The organism is Herbiconiux sp. 320_LB, assembly GCF_059691755.1.
This window is the reverse complement of sequence record NZ_JCAWAD010000002.1, coordinates 314,199-330,896: the sequence shown is the minus strand read 5'-3', so window position 1 is coordinate 330,896 and position 16,698 is coordinate 314,199. Positions and strand designations below refer to the sequence as shown.

At 68.7% G+C, this 16,698-nt stretch carries 19 protein-coding genes and 1 tRNA gene; 15 read left to right on the top strand and 5 right to left on the bottom strand.

Translation table 11 applies throughout. The features are described 5' to 3' along the window. Positions 1 to 5: 5 nt before the first annotated feature. The gene (locus tag AC59HU_RS05640) at positions 6 to 629 is read right to left on the bottom strand and encodes a MarC family protein (RefSeq protein ID WP_497222374.1); all 624 of its coding nucleotides are present in this window, start codon (positions 627 to 629) and stop codon (positions 6 to 8) included. After that, on the bottom strand, positions 626 to 1,660 hold the full coding sequence (locus AC59HU_RS05635) for an AI-2E family transporter (RefSeq protein WP_497222373.1): 1,035 nt from the start codon (positions 1,658 to 1,660) through the stop codon (positions 626 to 628). The genes AC59HU_RS05640 and AC59HU_RS05635 overlap by 4 nt, the downstream gene beginning before the upstream one ends. 142 nt (positions 1,661 to 1,802) lie before the next feature. Between AC59HU_RS05635 and AC59HU_RS05630 the strand changes: the two genes are divergently transcribed. From AC59HU_RS05630 to AC59HU_RS05595, 8 genes are all read left to right on the top strand, one after another. After that, a tRNA-Trp gene (locus AC59HU_RS05630) sits at positions 1,803 to 1,875 on the top strand. A 27-nt stretch (positions 1,876 to 1,902) separates the two neighbouring features. Further along, the gene (gene secE, locus AC59HU_RS05625) at positions 1,903 to 2,178 is read left to right on the top strand and encodes a preprotein translocase subunit SecE (protein ID WP_497222372.1); all 276 of its coding nucleotides are present in this window, start codon (positions 1,903 to 1,905) and stop codon (positions 2,176 to 2,178) included. Between the two features lie 50 nt (positions 2,179 to 2,228). Beyond that, complete coding sequence (gene nusG / locus AC59HU_RS05620; RefSeq protein WP_497222371.1) at positions 2,229 to 3,131, top strand: transcription termination/antitermination protein NusG; 903 nt, start codon at positions 2,229 to 2,231, stop codon at positions 3,129 to 3,131. 123 nt (positions 3,132 to 3,254) lie between these two features. Then, positions 3,255 to 3,686, top strand: a complete 432-nt coding sequence (gene rplK, locus AC59HU_RS05615) for a 50S ribosomal protein L11 (RefSeq protein WP_497222370.1) — start codon at positions 3,255 to 3,257, stop codon at positions 3,684 to 3,686. Positions 3,687 to 3,700: 14 nt separating this feature from the next. Then, a complete protein-coding gene (gene rplA, locus AC59HU_RS05610) occupies positions 3,701 to 4,390 on the top strand; it encodes a 50S ribosomal protein L1 (RefSeq protein ID WP_497222369.1) in 690 nt (229 codons plus the stop codon). A gap of 195 nt (positions 4,391 to 4,585) precedes the next feature. Beyond that, on the top strand, positions 4,586 to 5,845 hold the full coding sequence (locus tag AC59HU_RS05605) for a cell wall-binding repeat-containing protein (RefSeq protein WP_497222368.1): 1,260 nt from the start codon (positions 4,586 to 4,588) through the stop codon (positions 5,843 to 5,845). 201 nt (positions 5,846 to 6,046) lie between these two features. Then, positions 6,047 to 6,601 carry a GNAT family N-acetyltransferase gene (locus AC59HU_RS05600; protein WP_497222367.1) on the top strand — a complete coding sequence of 185 codons (555 nt, stop codon included), beginning with the start codon at positions 6,047 to 6,049 and terminating at the stop codon, positions 6,599 to 6,601. A gap of 122 nt (positions 6,602 to 6,723) precedes the next feature. Beyond that, the gene (locus AC59HU_RS05595) at positions 6,724 to 7,845 is read left to right on the top strand and encodes a cell wall-binding repeat-containing protein (RefSeq protein ID WP_497222366.1); all 1,122 of its coding nucleotides are present in this window, start codon (positions 6,724 to 6,726) and stop codon (positions 7,843 to 7,845) included. An 86-nt stretch (positions 7,846 to 7,931) separates the two neighbouring features. On the opposite strand, the gene AC59HU_RS05590 is transcribed toward AC59HU_RS05595, so the two are convergent. Next, positions 7,932 to 8,957 carry an NADP-dependent oxidoreductase gene (locus AC59HU_RS05590; RefSeq protein WP_497222365.1) on the bottom strand — a complete coding sequence of 342 codons (1,026 nt, stop codon included), beginning with the start codon at positions 8,955 to 8,957 and terminating at the stop codon, positions 7,932 to 7,934. 226 nt (positions 8,958 to 9,183) lie between these two features. Here AC59HU_RS05590 and AC59HU_RS05585 point away from each other — a divergent pair, with 226 nt between their 5' ends. Beyond that, positions 9,184 to 9,867 (top strand): DUF998 domain-containing protein, encoded by a 684-nt coding sequence (locus AC59HU_RS05585; RefSeq protein ID WP_497222364.1) that lies wholly within the window; start codon positions 9,184 to 9,186, stop codon positions 9,865 to 9,867. A 135-nt stretch (positions 9,868 to 10,002) separates the two neighbouring features. Further along, on the top strand, positions 10,003 to 11,292 hold the full coding sequence (locus tag AC59HU_RS05580) for a cell wall-binding repeat-containing protein (RefSeq protein WP_497222363.1): 1,290 nt from the start codon (positions 10,003 to 10,005) through the stop codon (positions 11,290 to 11,292). Positions 11,293 to 11,347: 55 nt separating this feature from the next. Here AC59HU_RS05580 and AC59HU_RS05575 read toward each other — a convergent pair whose 3' ends face one another. Together AC59HU_RS05575 and AC59HU_RS05570 are read right to left on the bottom strand one after the other, a co-directional pair. After that, positions 11,348 to 12,163: an alpha/beta fold hydrolase gene (locus AC59HU_RS05575; protein WP_497222362.1), complete on the bottom strand. Its 816-nt coding sequence runs from the start codon at positions 12,161 to 12,163 to the stop codon at positions 11,348 to 11,350. A 43-nt stretch (positions 12,164 to 12,206) separates the two neighbouring features. Then, a complete protein-coding gene (locus tag AC59HU_RS05570) occupies positions 12,207 to 12,833 on the bottom strand; it encodes a YqaJ viral recombinase family protein (RefSeq protein ID WP_497222854.1) in 627 nt (208 codons plus the stop codon). A 190-nt stretch (positions 12,834 to 13,023) separates the two neighbouring features. On the opposite strand from AC59HU_RS05570, the gene AC59HU_RS05565 reads away from it, so the two are divergent. The 5 genes from AC59HU_RS05565 (at position 13,024) to rplL (ending at position 16,687) form a co-directional block, all read left to right on the top strand. Continuing rightward, complete coding sequence (locus AC59HU_RS05565) at positions 13,024 to 13,761, top strand: response regulator transcription factor (protein WP_497222853.1); 738 nt, start codon at positions 13,024 to 13,026, stop codon at positions 13,759 to 13,761. Further along, entirely contained in the window at positions 13,758 to 15,236 is a 1,479-nt protein-coding gene (locus AC59HU_RS05560) for a sensor histidine kinase (RefSeq protein WP_497222361.1), read from the top strand. Before AC59HU_RS05565 ends, AC59HU_RS05560 begins: the two co-directional genes overlap by 4 nt. 74 nt (positions 15,237 to 15,310) lie before the next feature. Further along, entirely contained in the window at positions 15,311 to 15,472 is a 162-nt protein-coding gene (locus tag AC59HU_RS05555; RefSeq protein ID WP_497222360.1) for a hypothetical protein, read from the top strand. Positions 15,473 to 15,734: 262 nt separating this feature from the next. Beyond that, entirely contained in the window at positions 15,735 to 16,250 is a 516-nt protein-coding gene (gene rplJ / locus AC59HU_RS05550; RefSeq protein ID WP_137837783.1) for a 50S ribosomal protein L10, read from the top strand. Between the two features lie 50 nt (positions 16,251 to 16,300). Further along, entirely contained in the window at positions 16,301 to 16,687 is a 387-nt protein-coding gene (gene rplL, locus AC59HU_RS05545) for a 50S ribosomal protein L7/L12 (protein WP_497222359.1), read from the top strand. Positions 16,688 to 16,698 lie beyond the last annotated feature (11 nt).

The following is a 16,698-nucleotide window of genomic DNA, read 5'->3' as shown; positions in this document are numbered from 1 at the left end:
CCAGGCTACTTGGTGAGCACCGGGAAGGCGGTGGTGAGCGCGCCGAGGATCGACTGCACCGCGATCGAGAGCAGCAGCAGGCCGAAGATGCGGGTGACGATGCTCATCCCGGTCGGCTTCACCACCCGCGCCACCTCGGGGGCGAAGAACAGCGCCACCGCGATCACGAGCGCGACGCCGAGGTTCACCAGCACGCCGGCCAGCAGGTCGAGGGGTGTGCCGTAGTTCTCGGCGAAGGTGATGACCAGGCTGATCGCGCCGGGCCCCGCGATCAGCGGGATCGCGAGGGGGACCACCACGGGCGACTGCGTGCCCGTCGCGGTGAGCACGTTCGCCTTGGCGGTCAGCATGCCCCATCCGATGGAGGCCACCAGCAGGTTCCCCGCGATCTGGAATGAGGTCAGGTCGATGCTGAAGGCCTGGAGGATGAGCTTGCCGATCAGGAGCGACACCGTCAGCACCGCGAACACCGCGAGGCCGACCAGGATGCCGATGCGCCGCTGGCGGGCCCGTTCGAAATCCGCGGTGAGATTGAGGAAGATCGGCAGGCTGCCGATCGGGTTGGCGATGGTCAACAGCGCGATCGCGCTCGTCATCAGCGTCGGGGCGCTGATCAGGTCGTCGCTCACCGGACCGCCTGGCGCGGCACCACGACCTGCTTGACGATGATCAGGAGCGACGCCACCACGGGCACCGCGATCAGCGCGCCGAGCACCCCGAGCAGCGTTCCGCCGACGAGCGCGCCGATCACGACGAGGATGCCGGGGACGTCGACCGCCTTGTTCATCACGCGCGGGCTGAAGAAGTAGGCCTCCACCTGCATGTAGACCAGGAAGTAGATCCCGATCGCGATCGCGGTGCCCGGTGAGACGGTGAGCCCGATGAAGGTGACCAGGACCGCGCTGATCACCGTGCCGACCAGCGGGATCAGCGCGAGCAGGAACGCGACCACGGCGAGCGCGCCCGCGTAGGGCACGCCGATGATCATCATCGCGATGAACCCGAACACGCCGTTGGTGCCGGCGAGGATCACCTGACCGCTGACGTACTTCCCGATCGAGCGCACGATCTGCTCGGTGATGGAGACGACGCCCTCGCGCTTCGACATCGGCACCAGCACGTAGAGGCTGCTCTTCACGGCCTCGAGCGACCCGAGGAAGAACAGGGTCAGCACGAGCACCAGGATGCCGCCGGAGATCCCGTTGACCAGGGCGATGCCGATCTTCAGCACGCCGCCGCCGAGCGTGGCGAGGTTGTTGGGGTCGGAGAGGTAGGTCTCCAGGTCGCCCACGAGTTTCTGGGTGTCGACCGAGGAGCCGAAGACCTCGCTGAACCACTTCTCCTGGGTCACGCTCCTGACCGCCCCGGGCAGATTGGAGACCAGCTCGGTGGTCTGGTCGACGACGGCCGGGATGACGAGGAAGACGACCAGCACGGCGAACGCGATCACCATCGCGAACACCAGCAGGATCGACCAGCCGCGGGGGATCTTCCGGCGGGTGAGCCAGCGCACCAGGGGGTCGAGCCCCAGCGCCAGGAACAGCGACGCGAGGATGCAGATCACCACCGTCGAGAGCTGGACGAAGGCGAATCCGAGGGCCACGGCGATCAGCGCCCCCAGGGTGGCCACGAATCCGACGCGGAACGGGCTGGTGCGCATGGTGCTCCTCGGTCGCCTTTGCGGTCGTATCGGATGTCGCTTACACTGGCTGACGGTGGTTGAATCCGCCAAGCTTTTCTATGCCAATTTTTCAGGTCGTCCCTGAGGTGAGTGTAGCGAAGCGGCGCGATTTGTCTCCCCAAGGGCGGTGGCTCAATTGGTAGAGCAGCGGTCTCCAAAACCGCAGGTTGCAGGTTCGAGTCCTGTCCGCCCTGCACCGGCTTGTGAAAGGTACTGAAACGGTGGCACGAAAAGTAATCGACGAACCTTCCGAGGATGTCGTCGAGAATGCCAAGAAAGATCGGGCTGCCCGGCGCAACCCGTTCGCCCGGATCGCCCTGTTCATCAGGCAGGTCTTCACAGAACTGAAGAAGGTCGTCACCCCGACCCGTCGTGAGCTCGTGAACTACACGCTCGTCGTGCTGGTCTTCGTGGTCATCATGATGGCGATCGTGTTCGGTCTCGACCAGCTGTTCGGCTGGCTCGCGGTGGTCGTCTTCGGAAATCCCCCGGCCTGAGCCGGCTGAACCAAGCCGGCTGAACCAACAAGAATTGGAATACAACTTTCGTGTCTGACTCAAAGCCCGAAGAAGTCGGCGTGCCCGCCGATCTCGACGCTCTCCTCGAGGCGATCGACGAGGCGGCGGATCCCGAAGCGGATGCTGTGGTCGACGATGCGCTGAACATCGGCGACTTCGACGAGGCCGCCGCGGTGCTCGACGTGCTCGAAGACCCGGATGCCGCCGTCGCCGACCAGCCGCTCGACGAGGGCGAGGCTGCCGCCGTCGACTCGGACGCCGCCGACTCCGCCGCTGCCGTCACCGCCGAGGGCGATGAGGATGCGGCCGAGGTCGACCCCTACGACGCCTTCCGCGCCGAGCTGCGTTCGCTGCCCGGCAAGTGGTACGTCATCCACTCCTACGCCGGCTTCGAGAAGCGCGTGAAGTCGAACATCGAGAGCCGCAAGACCTCGATGGGCATGGAGGACTTCGTCTTCCAGGTCGAGGTCCCGATGGAGGACGTCGTCGAGATCAAGAACGGCCAGCGCAAGCTGGTGACTCGCGTGCGCATCCCGGGCTACGTGCTCGTGCGCATGTTCCTCAACGAGGACAGCTGGTCCGTCGTCCGTCACACCCCGGGTGTGACCGGCTTCGTCGGCAACTCGCACAACCCGACGCCCCTCCGCTTCGAGGAGGCCTTCAACATGCTGAAGAGCCTCGTCGAGGTCAAGGACGTGCCGGCCGCGAAGACCGCGGGTGGCAAGGGTGGCAAGGCCGTCGCCCGCTCGATCCCGGCCGAGGTCGACTTCGAGATCGGCGAGACGATCACGATCAAGGAGGGCTCGTTCGCCGGCCTTCCCGGTTCGATCAGCGAGATCAAGCCGGAGAGCGGCAAGCTCACGGTCCTCGTCTCCCTGTTCGAGCGCGAGACCCCCGTCGAGCTCTCGTTCGACCAGGTCACCAAGCTGTAGAGCCTCTCAGGCTTTTCGGCTAGAATCTTGCGGTTGCCCTCGCGGGCATCCGCTACACCACTGCGGGGAGAAGCCCCGTGGTGGGAGCGCCGCCTTCGCGCGGCTCGATAGAAAAGAGAAGAAATGGCACCGAAGAAGAAGGTCACAGGTCTGATCAAGCTTCAGATCCAGGCCGGCGCCGCCAACCCCGCCCCGCCCATCGGCCCGGCGCTCGGTCAGCACGGCGTCAACATCATGGAGTTCTGCAAGGCGTACAACGCGGCGACCGAGTCGCAGCGCGGCAACGTCATCCCCGTCGAGATCACGGTCTACGAAGACCGCTCCTTCACCTTCATCCTGAAGACCCCGCCCGCGGCGGAGCTCATCAAGAAGGCCGCCGGCGTCGCCAAGGGCTCGTCGACCCCGCACACCGTCAAGGTCGCGAAGCTCACCCGTGACCAGGTCCGTCAGATCGCCGAGCAGAAGCAGGTCGACCTGAACGCGAACGACATCGAAGCTGCAGAGAAGATCATCGCCGGCACCGCCCGTTCCATGGGCATCACGGTCGAGGCATAAGGAGGAGGCTGGAAATGGCACAGAAGTCAAAGGCCTACCGGGCCGCGGCCGAGAAGATCGAAGCCGGCAAGTACTACACCCCGTCCGAGGCCGTCAACCTGGCTCGCGAGACCGGTTCGTCGAAGTTCGACAGCACCGTCGAGGTCGCGCTGAAGCTCGGCGTCGACCCGCGTAAGGCCGACCAGATGGTCCGCGGCACCGTCATCCTCCCGCACGGCACCGGCAAGACCGCCCGTGTCATCGTGTTCGCGACCGGCCCTGCGGCCGAGGCCGCGATCGCTGCGGGCGCCGACGAGGTCGGTGGCGACGAGCTGATCGAGAAGGTGGCCGGCGGCTACACCTCGTTCGACTCCGCCGTCTCGACCCCGGAGCTCATGGGCAAGGTCGGTCGTCTCGGAAAGGTGCTCGGCCCGCGTGGCCTCATGCCCAACCCGAAGACCGGCACCGTGACCCCCGACGTCGCGAAGGCCGTCAACGAGATCAAGGGTGGAAAGATCGAGTTCCGCGTCGACAAGCACGCCAACGTGCACTTCGTCGTGGGCAAGGCCGGCTTCACCCCCGAGCAGCTCGACGACAACATCAAGGCCGCCCTCGAAGAGGTCGTGCGTCTCAAGCCGAGCGCCTCGAAGGGCCGTTACATCCAGAAGGGCGCTGTGTCGACCACGTTCGGCCCCGGCATCCCGCTGGACGTCAACGCGATCTAGTAGTTCGCTTTCGCCGCGCTTCGCGCGTGGCACCAGGAAGGGCTCGCCTCACGGCGGGCCCTTTCTGCGTTGGGGGGGGCGAGGTCGGCTTGGTTTGGTGCGGCGTGGGTAGGAAGTACTCATAACGGTGCGGGTCGATCGGACTGCAGGATGACAGGACCCATCCCCTGCTCCTCCTCCAGAAAGTGACCCGACGTGACTCGTTCTCTTCTTCATCGCGGTGCCGTCCTCGGCGCCGCCGTGCTCGCCGCCCTCGCGGTGGCCGGGCCCGCCGGGGCGGCTTTCGCCGTCGGCGCCGGCCCGGTGTGCCCGCAGACCACCGCCTACCAGGGCATCGATTTGGTACCGTCGAGCGCGTTGTCCGAGGTGGATGCGCGGGCCGTCGCATCCGTCTCCGCCGGCACCCTGCCCGCGGGCGTCGTGCTCTCGGGCAACACCTTCTCGGGTACGCCGAGCACCGCAGGCACCGCAACGTTCACTCTGAAGGTCGAGAAGGAGGACGTGCCGGCCGAGACCATGGTCTGCACGATGACGGTGAAGACCCCGCCGACGCCCTCGCGCATCCAGGGCACGGATCGGTACGACCAGGCCGCGAAGGTCTCGGCGTCGCAATTCACGACCGGGTCGCACCTGGTCTACCTCGCGAGCGGCGAGAAGTTCGCCGATGCGTTGAGCGCCGGTTCGGTCGCCGGGGTGCACGGGGCGCCGCTGCTGCTCACCCAGGCGGGCACGCTCCCCGCGAGCACCCGCGCCGAGCTGACCAGGCTCTCGCCGGACGACATCGTGGTCGTCGGCGGGCCGGCATCGGTGGCCGAGTCGGTCGTCACCGGGCTCACCGCCGACTTCGGTGACGCGACCGTCACGCGCATCTGGGGCGCCGATCGCTTCGCGGGGTCGCGCAAGTTGATCGCCGATCCGATGTTCGGAGTGCCGACGGCGCCCGAGGTCTACCTGGCGTCGGGCAACAACTTTCCCGACGCGCTCGCGGCCTCGCCGGCGGCGATCGGGGTGAACGGCCCTGTGCTGCTCGTCGACGGTACGAAGACCGCGCCCTCGACCGCCGAGCTCGACCTCCTCGAGTCGCTCCACACCGAGACGATCCGGATCGCGGGCGGCCCGCTCTCGGTCAGCCAGGATCTGCAGGATGCACTCGGCACCGACCTCTTCTCGGTGACCCGGGCGAGCGGTCCCGACCGGTACAGCGGAGCGGTCGCCGTGAACCAGTGGTTCACCACGGCCTCGACGTTCTACCTGGCCAGCGGCGAGGTGTTCTCGGATGCCCTCAGCGCCGCTCCGGTCGCCGGCGAGCAGGGTGCCCCGGTTTACCTGGTGCAGAAGAGCTGCGTGCCGAAGCCGGTGCTGCAGGAGATCGTGCGGCTGCAGCCGACGAAGATCGTCATCCTCGGGGGTGACGCCACGATCGACTCCCGGGTCGACATGCTGAAGCCCTGCTGACCTCGCCTGGCGACGGTGCGCTCCGCCCTCGTGATCACGCTGGTAGATCGCTCCGGGCGGAGCGCCTGGTTCGCCGCGGGCGGGAGTGCAGCGTCGAATGCGGGTCGAGCGTCGAATGCGAGCCCGGATCGGGGGTTCGGGTCTGGGCGGAGACGGTTCGGCGACGGGGCGGATCGGGGAAGTCCGGGTAGTTTGTGACACATGGTCACGAGGGTTCGCCGGGCACGTCCCGAAGATGCGAGGATCGTCGCCGCCGTCGCTGCGGAGACGTTCGAACTCGCCTGCCCTCCCGGAACCGCGCCCGAGGCGATCACGTCCTTCATCGAGTCCCACCTCTCCGAGTCGGAGTTCTCCCGCTACCTCACGAGCGAGAGCGCCGTGGTGCTGCTCGCCGACGTCGACGGCGAGATAGCAGGGTACACGCTGGTGATCGTCGGCGAGCCGACCGATCAGGGGGTGCTCGACGCCGTCCGATATCGGCCCACCGCCGAATTGAGCAAGTGCTACGTGCGGGCGAACTTCCATGGCCACGGTGTCGCCCGGGCGCTCATGGAGGCGTCGCTGCAGGCCGCGACCGAGGCCGGCGCGATGAGTGTCTGGCTCGGCGTGAACCAGCGGAACGAGCGGGCCCAGCGCTTCTACGAGAAGAGCGGCTTCGAGCGGGTCGGAGTGAAGACCTTCCTCGTCGGCGACGAGCTCCACGACGACTTCGTCTTCGAGCACCTGCTCGCGGTCAGGACCGACGCTCCTTCCTGAGGCAGCACCGGATCGGCTGGTCGGGCGGTGGCGGCGCGAACGCGTCTGGGTAGGGATTGCTCATATCACCGCTCCTTCGCCGGGCGCGACCATGGGTTCATGGACACGTCGAACCACCTCTTATGACCACCGGGCACCTCGTGGTGCGCTGCGCGCTCGCCGCCGCACTCGGATCGATGCTGCTCGGCTGGGCCGCCTTCGACACACCCGCTTCATCAGCAGCCCCAGCCCCAGCCCCAGCCCCAGCCCCAGCCCCAGCCCCAGCCCCAGCCAGGGCCTCGGCGCTCGGGGAGGCCGGTTCGGTCGCCGGGGAGCACGCGCGGCGGGGGCTTCCCGTTCCGCAACGGCTGGCGGCCGTCGACCGGTACGCGCAGGCCGCGCTCGCATCCCGTTCCCTCGGCCTGGCCCACAGCGAGCTGGTCTACGTCGCGAGCGGTGAGGCCTTCCCGGATGCGCTGACCGCCGCATCCGTCGCCGCCACCCGGGGTGCGCCCCTGCTGCTGACGATGGCGCGGAGCGTGCCGGTCAGCACCGCCACCGAGCTCAACCGGCTCGCGCCGGACGTCATCGTGGTCGTCGGCGGCGAGCGGACGGTCTCCGACGCGGTGATGGACCAGCTCTCCCGAGCCAGCACCGGATCCACGGTGGTGCGGGTGGCGGGCGCCGATCGGTACGAGGTGTCGCGGAGCCTCATCGGCGACGGCGCGGTCGGTGCGCCGGCCGGCTCGAGCATCCACATCGCCGGGGGAGCCTCCTTCCCAGACGCACTGACCGCCGCGCCCGCGGCGAGCCGAACGGGATCACCGGTCTTACTGGTCGACGGAGCCGAACCCGCCCCCACCGACGTCGAGCGGGCCCTGCTCGATGCGCGGGGCGTCGACCGGGTCACGATCGCGGGAGGTGTCTCGACCGTGAGCGCCGAATTCGAGGCCGCCCTCGGGAAGACGCGGGCGGTTCTCAGGGTGAGCGGCCCCGACCGGTACGCGACCGGGGTGCGCATCAATCAGCTGGCCTTCCCCAGGGCGACGACCGCCTACCTCGCCAGCGGTGCGTCGTTTCCGGATGCGCTGAGCGGGGGACCGCTCGCGGCGCACGACCGCGCTCCGCTCTACGTGGTGCAGCCGAACTGCGTGCCGCAGCCGGTGCTGGACGATCTGGTGCGACTGGATCCCGACCGCATCGTGATCCTCGGCGGTCCGCTGACACTCACGCCCGCAGTTGAAGCGCTGACTCCGTGCCCATGAAGACCCTGCGGGAGACGGCCGCCACGGAGGCTGCCGCGGCCGCGGCGGCGGCCGACACCGCGAGCCGCACGGCCACGAGCACTCCGTCAGAAGGGGAGTTCGCCCACCTGCAGCACGAGCTTGCCGCGCGTGTGTCCGGATTCGAGGCTCGAGTGCGCCGCCGCGATCTCGGCCAGCGGGAAGACGCGGTCGATGTGCACCCGCACGTCGCCGGAGTCGATCAGCCGGGCGACCACGGCGAGCGTCGCGGCATCCGGGGCCACCTTGAACGTCGTCGCGCGCACGCCCGCGGCGGCGGCCTCCTCGTCGAGGGTCGGCCAGCTCCCGGTGGGAGCGTTCACCATCAACCCGCCGGGCCGGAGCGTCGAGAGCGCGCGCCGCCCGGTGTCGTCGACCGTGTTGCCGACGAGATCGACCACGACGTCGACGTCCGACACCTGGTCCTCCCATCCGGTCAGGTCGTAGTCGAGCACCGTGCTCGCACCGAGCTCACGGAGCCACGCCTGGTTGCGGGCCGAGGCCGTCGCAGCGACCCGGGCGCCGAAGTAGGAGGCGAACTGGACCGCGAAGTGACCGACACCTCCCGACGCGCCGGTGATGAGCATCCGCTGCCCCTCGTGGGCCTTGGCCAGATCGACGACCAGGCCCCAGGCGGTGAGGGCGGCCAACGGCACCGCGCCGGCCTCGACGAGCGACAGGGTCTTCGGGGTGCGGGTGACCTGCAGACTCGGAACGGAGACGTACTCGGCGTACGAGCCCTCGCCGCGCGGCGTCGACATCATGCCGAACACCTCGTCGCCGACGTTGAGCGGATGCCCGGCGAACGGGATCTCGACCACCACGCCCGCGAAGTCGTAGCCGAGGATGCACGGGAGGGAGGCGACCGCGTCGGCCACGCCCTTGCCGGCCCTGGTCTTGGCGTCGATCGGATTGACTCCGGCCGCGGCGACCTTGACGAGCACCTCGGCGTTGATCCGGACGGGTGTCGGAACCTCGGCGATCGAGAACGCGTCCGGTGCGCCGAACTCGGCGAGCACTGCTGCCCGCATCGTCTTGGGGTGGGTGAGTGTCGGACTCGTCGTCCTCGACGCTCCGCTCCACTGTTCGATCATCCTCAGCCCTTCCGGTCGTCTTCGCCACACAACAGCTCTCGTCACACACCAGGGGGCTCGGGCTCCCGCTCCACTGCGTCGCCTCTTCGGCTGATCCTCACGTTATGGGGTGAATGATTCGCCGGTGTTACGGTCACGTCACTGGGGTGCAAACTCGCGCGCGACGCCGTAGCATTCAGTGATCCTCGGCCTCCACCGGCCGCCCGAGCAGGAAGCCCCGAGACCCATGAGCACGTTGCGCACAGTCGGGCTGTGGGCGGGGGCGCTCCTCGCGGCCGCGGGGCTCGTGCTCATCTGGGTCGCACGCCTCGGCGCCGATCGGTTCCTCTACGTCAGCGAGCTCGGGGCCACCGGTGAACCGACCGCCGGGGTCTTCCGCATCGCGATGACCCTCGTGGCCTCGGCGGCGATCGTGACGGCGCTGGCGGCACCCCTGCTCCGGCCCGGGATGCGCTGGCTCGCGGTGGTTCCGTCGACCATCGTGCTCGCCGTGGCGGGTCTGATGTTCGGCGTGGCCTCGCAGATCACCTGCACGAGGTACTGCCCGCTGCCGGTGGGCGCCGCGTTCACCTGGCAGGACCTGATCCACACCGTCTGCGCCGTGATCGGCTTCGCGGCCGCCGCGCTGGTGATGCTGCAGGCCGCCGCCGACCGCCGGTTCCGCCGCCTCGCTCGGTTCTCGCTCGTCGCGGCCGTCGTCGTCGCGGTGATCGCGGGCATCGGCGGCATCCTCTCCCTCCTCCAGCTCGCGACGCAGCTCGGCGGCATCCTCGAACTCGTGGCCACCACCGTCGCCCTCGCCTGGCTCGTCGGCCTCGCCGCCATCCTCGCCCTCGAGTCCACCCGCCGCCCCGCCCCGGCCCCTCTGACGAGCGCTTCTCAGGAAGCGCTGGCGGCCACACGGGTCTAGAACGGGTCCGTGCCGTCCGAGCGTCCCGGTCGGTCCGTGCCCGATCAGGTTCCACCCGTTCCTGAGTACCAATTGCTCAGGACGGGGTCAGCGGAATCAGGCGGAAACTGATGATCTCTCTACGAATGGAAGATCATGACCCTGACTCGAAACTCCCCGGCCTCTCGTCCTCAGATCGGGCTGACCGCCCTCTCCCTGCTGGCCCTCGTGGGTCTCTCCGTCGCTTCCGGCAGCGCCGGGGCCAACGCGGCCGAGACGGTCGTCACACCGGTCTGCCCTCAGCCTGCGGCCAACACCGGTCACGCCTTGGCGCCGAGCTCGGCTCGGGATGTCGCGGTCGGCTCCGTCGACCTGTTCGCCGGAGTGATGCCTCCGGGGATCGAACTGACGAACTCCACGTTCTCGGGGACGCCGAATACGACGGGCATGTACACCTTCGCGATCAGAAGCACCTATCCGCTTTCGGACGGCACGAACGGCCACGAGCTGACCACTTGTTCGATGCAGATCAAGCCGGCTCCGACCGTTAGCCGGGTGCAGGGCGCAGATCGGTACGTCACGGCCCTCGAGCTCTCCCGACAGTCGTTCGCGACAGCGAACGTCGCCTACGTGGTGAGCGGGGAGAAGTTCGCAGACGCTCTCAGCGCATCGGGAGTCGCGGGAATCAACGCTGGTCCGATCCTTCTCACTCGCTCTGATGCGCTGCCCGACGGAGTCGTGGCCGAACTCACACGACTCGGCGTCAAGGACATCGCGCTCGTGGGTGGACCCTCCTCGATTTCCGAGAACGTCCGCACCCAACTCTTGACGACCGGTGCGACGGTCAACCGCATCTCCGGAGCCGATCGATTCGCCACGTCGCGTTCGCTGCTCATGCATCCCCTTTTCGGCAACCTCAGCGCGACGGCTCCGACGCTCGCGTCGGGCCTCGACTTCCCGGACGCCCTCAGCGCCGGCCCGGCCGCCGTGAGGTTCGGGCAGTCGATGATGCTCGTGGACGGTCACAGCACGGCGCTCTCCGACGCGGAGAAGACCTTCATCGCCGAACGCGGCTACACCTCGGCGCACGTGGTCGGCGGCCCGAACTCGGTAACGCCGCAGCTCGAGCAGAGCGCGATGACGGCCTTCGGCGCACTCACGCCCCGGGTGGCCGGTGCCTCCCGTTATGACACCTCGGTCGCTGTGAACGCGGCGTTCCCCACGGCACCGCGGGTGTACCTCGCCAGTGGCACGGGGTTCGCCGATGCGCTGAGCGGCGGCGCTGCGGCAGGCTACAGCGAAAGCCCGCTGATGATCGTGCCCAGCACCTGTGTGCCGCAGGCCACGATCGACGCGATCTACCGGATCGCTCCGTCGGAGATCGTCGTCCTGGGTGGGACGTCGACGCTGTCGGCCGCGGTGGCGAACCTCACTCCGTGCGCCTGACCTAGGTCACGAACGGGCCCGCGTCGGAAGGCGTGGGCCCATTCGTCTGCCAGGGCTAGCGCCAGCCGAGCCAGGCGGCGAGGGCGGTGCGGGTGGCGTCGAGGTAGGCCTCGGGGCCGTCGTCGCGGGCCGGGAGGGGGAGGCTGGCGGCGCCGTCGAGCTCGTCCATCCAGAGCTCGGCGACCGAGACTGGATGCACGGGGTCGCGCGGGGCCCAGGCGATCGCGGTCGGCACCGCGATGTCGGCGAGGCTCTCGGTGTCGTCGAAGGCCACCGAGCGCGGGATCTCCAGGAGACGGCGGGAACGGGCGGCCGCATCCGGGCTCTGGAACTGCCCGATCAGCGCCTCCGCGGCGGTGGGGGATTCCTCGAGCGTCTCGGCGTAGATCTCGGTGTCGAGGAAGACCCGCGCACCCTCCTCCGGGCCGCGATCCGCGAGCAGCTCGCCGATGACCGGGAACATCCGGAGGTTGTGAGGCAGGGGCAGGTCGGTGAACGCGGGGCGGACGAAGACCAGGCGCTCGAGCTCGCCGAAACCCGATTCGGGCTCGACGCCCGAGACGGCCCCGAAGCGCATACCGAGCCGCAGCGCGATGGCCGCGCCCATCGACGTGCCGATCACGGTCACCGGCTCCGCCGCCTGGGCGGGCGAGAGCTCCCGGCGCCAGGCGGCGACGCGCACGGCGATGTCGTCGGCCAGCGCCGGGATCGAGAACGCCGACGACGGCAGCGCCGGATCGAGCGGCTCACGCGAACCGTGACCGCGCACGTCCGGCGCGAAGACCGGGGTTCCGGACGGGATGATCGGGCCGACCTGATCCAGGATGTCGGCCCCGGTGCCGCCCAGCCCGTGCAGCAGCACGACGCTCATGCGCGCCCCCGGTGGGTGCCGTGCCCGGCCCGCAGCACGACGCTCATGCGCGCCCCCGCTCTCCGCGCATCCACGCCAGCAGCTCGTCGGCCCGGTGCACGAGCAGCTCGATCTGCGACTCGTCGCGATCGACCCACTGGCAGCGCGGGTCGCTGGCCAGCGGCACGAAGTCGACGTGCTGCTCCCAGACCACCAGGGTGCGCTCCGCCCCCAGCACGTACTGCTGCCACCAGACCTGCCGCAGATAACTGCGCGGGATGCGCGACCACGGCTTCGAGGTCGTCTTGATCTCGGCGAGCTCGAGCGCGCCGGAGGTGGTGACCCGGATGCCGTCGGGGGTGGCGAGGTGATGCCGCGAGCGGCTCGCGTGGAACAGCGCCACGCTCGGCTCGATCGCGTGCTCCTTCAGCACCCAGGCGGCGATCTCGGGCTCGCGGGCGCGACCGTGGTCGGTGAAGGCGTTGCCGCCGAAGCCCGAGCCGTTGAACTTCTCCCAGGCGACCGCCTTCACGGCGGCGGCACTGGCCAGCCGGGCGGCATCCGTCGCGGTGACCCCGCGGCTGCGGGCCCGGAGCCACGCGACCCGGTCGGTCGACCGCGCGACGATCCGCCGCTCGTGGGGCGGGGGAGGAGCGGGCACGGCATGCTCGTCCCACGGGAAGGAGAGCATGAGATCGGACACGTCCCTATTGTCTCCCGACCCGAGGACATCCCCCGCCAGCGACAGACATCTCGATCCCAAGCCATCCGAACCGCTAGCGACCCGGCCGCCAGACATCCCCGCCACCGACATTCTCAGACACCACCCCGACGGCTCATAGACTCCTCATAGCCGATTGCCAATACTGGAACTCGTGAGCATCGAAACGACCCCCGCCAAGCAGCCCCGTCTGCGCCGAGCCGATGGTTCGCCCGTGCGCGCCCTCGTGGTCGACGACGAGAACACCCTCACCGACCTGCTCTCGATGGCCCTGCGCTACGAGGGCTGGGAGGTCAAGACCGCGAGCGAGGGCAGGCAGGCCATCACGATGGCCCGCGAGTTCCGCCCCGACGTCATCGTGCTCGACGTGATGCTGCCCGACATCGACGGGCTGCAGGTGCTCAGCCGCGTGCGCGGCGACGGGCACGAGACGCCCGTGCTCTTCCTCACCGCGAAGGATGCGCTGGACGACCGCATCGCCGGGCTCACCGCGGGCGGCGACGACTACGTCACCAAGCCGTTCAGCCTCGAAGAGCTGGTGGCGCGCCTGCGCGGGCTCATCCGTCGTTCCACCCTCGTTGTGGCCGACGCCGACGACCCGATCGTCACGGTCGGCGACCTCGAGCTCAACGAGGACAGCCACGAGGTCTTCCGCGACGGCGACCCGATCGAGCTCACCGCGACCGAGTTCGAGCTGCTCCGATACCTCATGCGCAACCCGCGGCGCGTGCTGAGCAAGGCGCAGATCCTCGACCGGGTCTGGAGCTACGACTTCGGCGGCAAGTCCAGCGTCGTCGAGATCTACATCTCCTACCTGCGCAAGAAGGTGGATGCGGGCCGCACGCCCATGATCCACACGGTGCGCGGCGCCGGCTACATGCTGAAACCCGCGCTGTGACCCTCAGGCGGACGCTGATCCTGAGCGTGCTCGGGCTGATCGCGCTCGCCGGAGTCATCATCGGCGTGGTCAGCACGGTCGCGCTCAACGGCTTCCTCCTCAACCGGCTCGACTCGCAGTTGCACGAGGCCGCCAACCGCACGATCATCTCGCTGTCCCAGAGCGCGCAGGGCGGGCCGGGCGCGCAGTCCGGGCTCACCCTCGGCCAGGCATCCGGAACCGTCGTGGCCGTGGTCTCGGACGGGATCGCGACCAGCGGGTTCGTGCTCGACCAGAACGGCGCCCTCCAGGGCCTGACCGAGAGCGAGCTCGCCTCGCTCGACGGCGTGGAGCCAGGTCGCCAGGCGACCAGCGTCTCGATCGACTCGCTGGGCGACTACCGGATCGAGTCGCAGACCGTGACCACCGCGGGCGACATCGTGGTGACCGGCCTGCCGCTCTCCGACGTCACCAGCACCCTCTCGCAGCAGATCGTCGTGATCGTCGCCGTCACGGCCGGCGCGATGCTGCTGGCCGGGATCGCGGGCTTCCTCGTGATCCGCCTCGCGCTGCGCCCGCTCGACCGCGTGACGGCGACCGCGACCCGGGTCGCCGAGCTGCCGCTGGATCGCGGCGACGTCGCGCTCGGCGAACGCGTCCCGATCGACGACGCCGACCGGCGATCCGAGGTGTGGCGCGTGGGGCTCGCCTTCAACCGGATGCTCGAGCACGTCGCCTCGGCCCTCACCTCCCGCCAGCAGAGTGAGAACAAGGTGCGGCAGTTCGTCGCGGATGCCAGTCACGAGCTCCGCACCCCGCTCGCGAGCATCCGCGGCTACGCCGAGCTCACCCGGCGCACCTCGGGCGACCTGCCCGAGGACGTCTCGCACTCGCTCGGCCGGATCGAGTCGGAGGCCACACGCATGACCTCCCTGGTCGAGGACCTCCTGCTGCTCGCCCGTCTGGACGCCAAGCCCGAGCTCGCGGTGTCACCCGTGGACCTCTCGCTGGTGCTCGTCGACGTCGTGAGCGACGCACACGCGGCCGGCCCCGACCACCAGTGGGAGCTCGACCTCCCCGAGGAGCCCGTCGAGGTCGCTGCCGACGCGGCCCGGCTGCACCAGGTCTTCGCGAACCTCCTTGCGAACGCGCGGGTGCACACCCCGGCGGGCACGACCGTGCGGGTCTCGATCGACACCGCGCCCGGAAGCGGCATCGCGGGCGGGAGCACCACCGCACCCGGCAGCATCGACACCGCGCCCGACCGGATGGCCCGCGTCACCATCGCCGACGACGGCCCGGGCATCGACCCCGCCCTGCTGCCGACGCTGTTCGAGCGCTTCGTGCGTGGCGACTCCTCCCGCTCGCGGCACGCCGGCAGCACGGGCCTCGGCCTCGCGATCGTGAAGGCGGTCGTGGATGCGCACGGCGGCTCGGTCGCGGTGCGGAGCGAACCGGGCAGTACGGTCTTCACCGTCGCCCTCCCGCTCGCCTGACGATCGGGGTACGGTCAAAATCACGGCCACGGGGCCGAGGGACGCGATCCCGCCTACGGAAGGTCTGGAATCACATGAACATCCTCGTCATCATCATCGTCGTCGTGGCGATCATCCTGCTGTTCACCGGTGGCTTCGTCTCATCGCTGCAGTTCCTTCTCTACGTCGGAATCGCCCTGCTCGTGATCGCGCTCATCGTCTTCCTGCTCCGCTTCATCACCGGCAACCGCCGCTGACCTGATCTCCGAGCGGCCCGTCACCTGCGATTTGCGTCGCAGGGGCGGGCCGCTTAGTATGTACGAGGCCAAAGACCGCCGGTCATCAGATGGTGCGCGAGCAGCATTCGATCGAAGATTCGCATGAGCGAAGACCTGCGCAGGTGTACGAAGTAAGTTTTTCAGCGTCTCGCTGGTTCTCTCGCTCCGGCCTCCTGTGCCGGAGCTTTTTTCGTGTGTGCCGACGGTCATTCCGGTCACATCAACGATTACTAGGAGCGCCATGGCGAACAAGGAAGCCTCGGTAGCCGAGCTCACGGAACTCTTCCAGAGCTCGACCGCCGTTCTGCTGACCGAGTATCGCGGTCTCACCGTTGCCCAGCTCAAGCAGCTGCGCGGCAACATCCGTGAGCACGCGTCATACGCCGTGGTAAAGAACACGCTGACCAAGATCGCGGCGAACAACGCCGGCATCTCGTCGTTCGACGACGAGCTCGCCGGTCCGTCCGCGATCGCCTTCGTCCACGGTGACCCCGTGGCCGTCGCCAAGTCGCTGCGTGACTTTGCCAAGGCAAACCCTCTGCTGGTCGTGAAGGGCGGGTACTTCGACGGTAACCCCCTGACCGCTGCCGAGGTCACCAAGCTGGCCGATCTCGAGTCCCGTGAAGTCCTGCTGGCGAAGCTCGCCGGTGCCTTCAAGGCCTCGCTGTTCGGAGCCGCCTATCTCTTCAACGCACCGCTGTCGAAGGCCGTTCGCACGGTCGATGCGCTGCGCGAGAAGCAGGAGTCCGCGTCCTGAGCTCCTGCTCGGTCACGCGGTTGAACTAACTACCAAACAAGGAGAACAACATGGCAAAGCTTTCCACCGAGGAACTGCTCGAGGCTTTCAAGGAGCTCACGCTCATCGAGCTGAGCGAGTTCGTCAAGGCGTTCGAGGAGACCTTCGAGGTCACCGCTGCCGCCCCCGTCGCCGTCGCCGGCCCCGCCGCTGCCGGTGGAGCCCCCGCTGAGGAGGTCGAGGAGCAGACCGCTTTCGACGTCATCCTCGAGTCGGCCGGCGAGAAGAAGATCCAGGTCATCAAGGAGGTGCGCGCCCTCACCAGCCTCGGCCTCGGTGAGGCGAAGGCTCTCGTTGACGGCGCCCCCAAGGCCGTGCTCGAGGGCGCGACCAAGGAGGCCGCTGACAAGGCCAAGGCACAGCTCGAAGAGGCCGGCGCGACCGTCACCCTCAAGTAGTCTCACTGCTT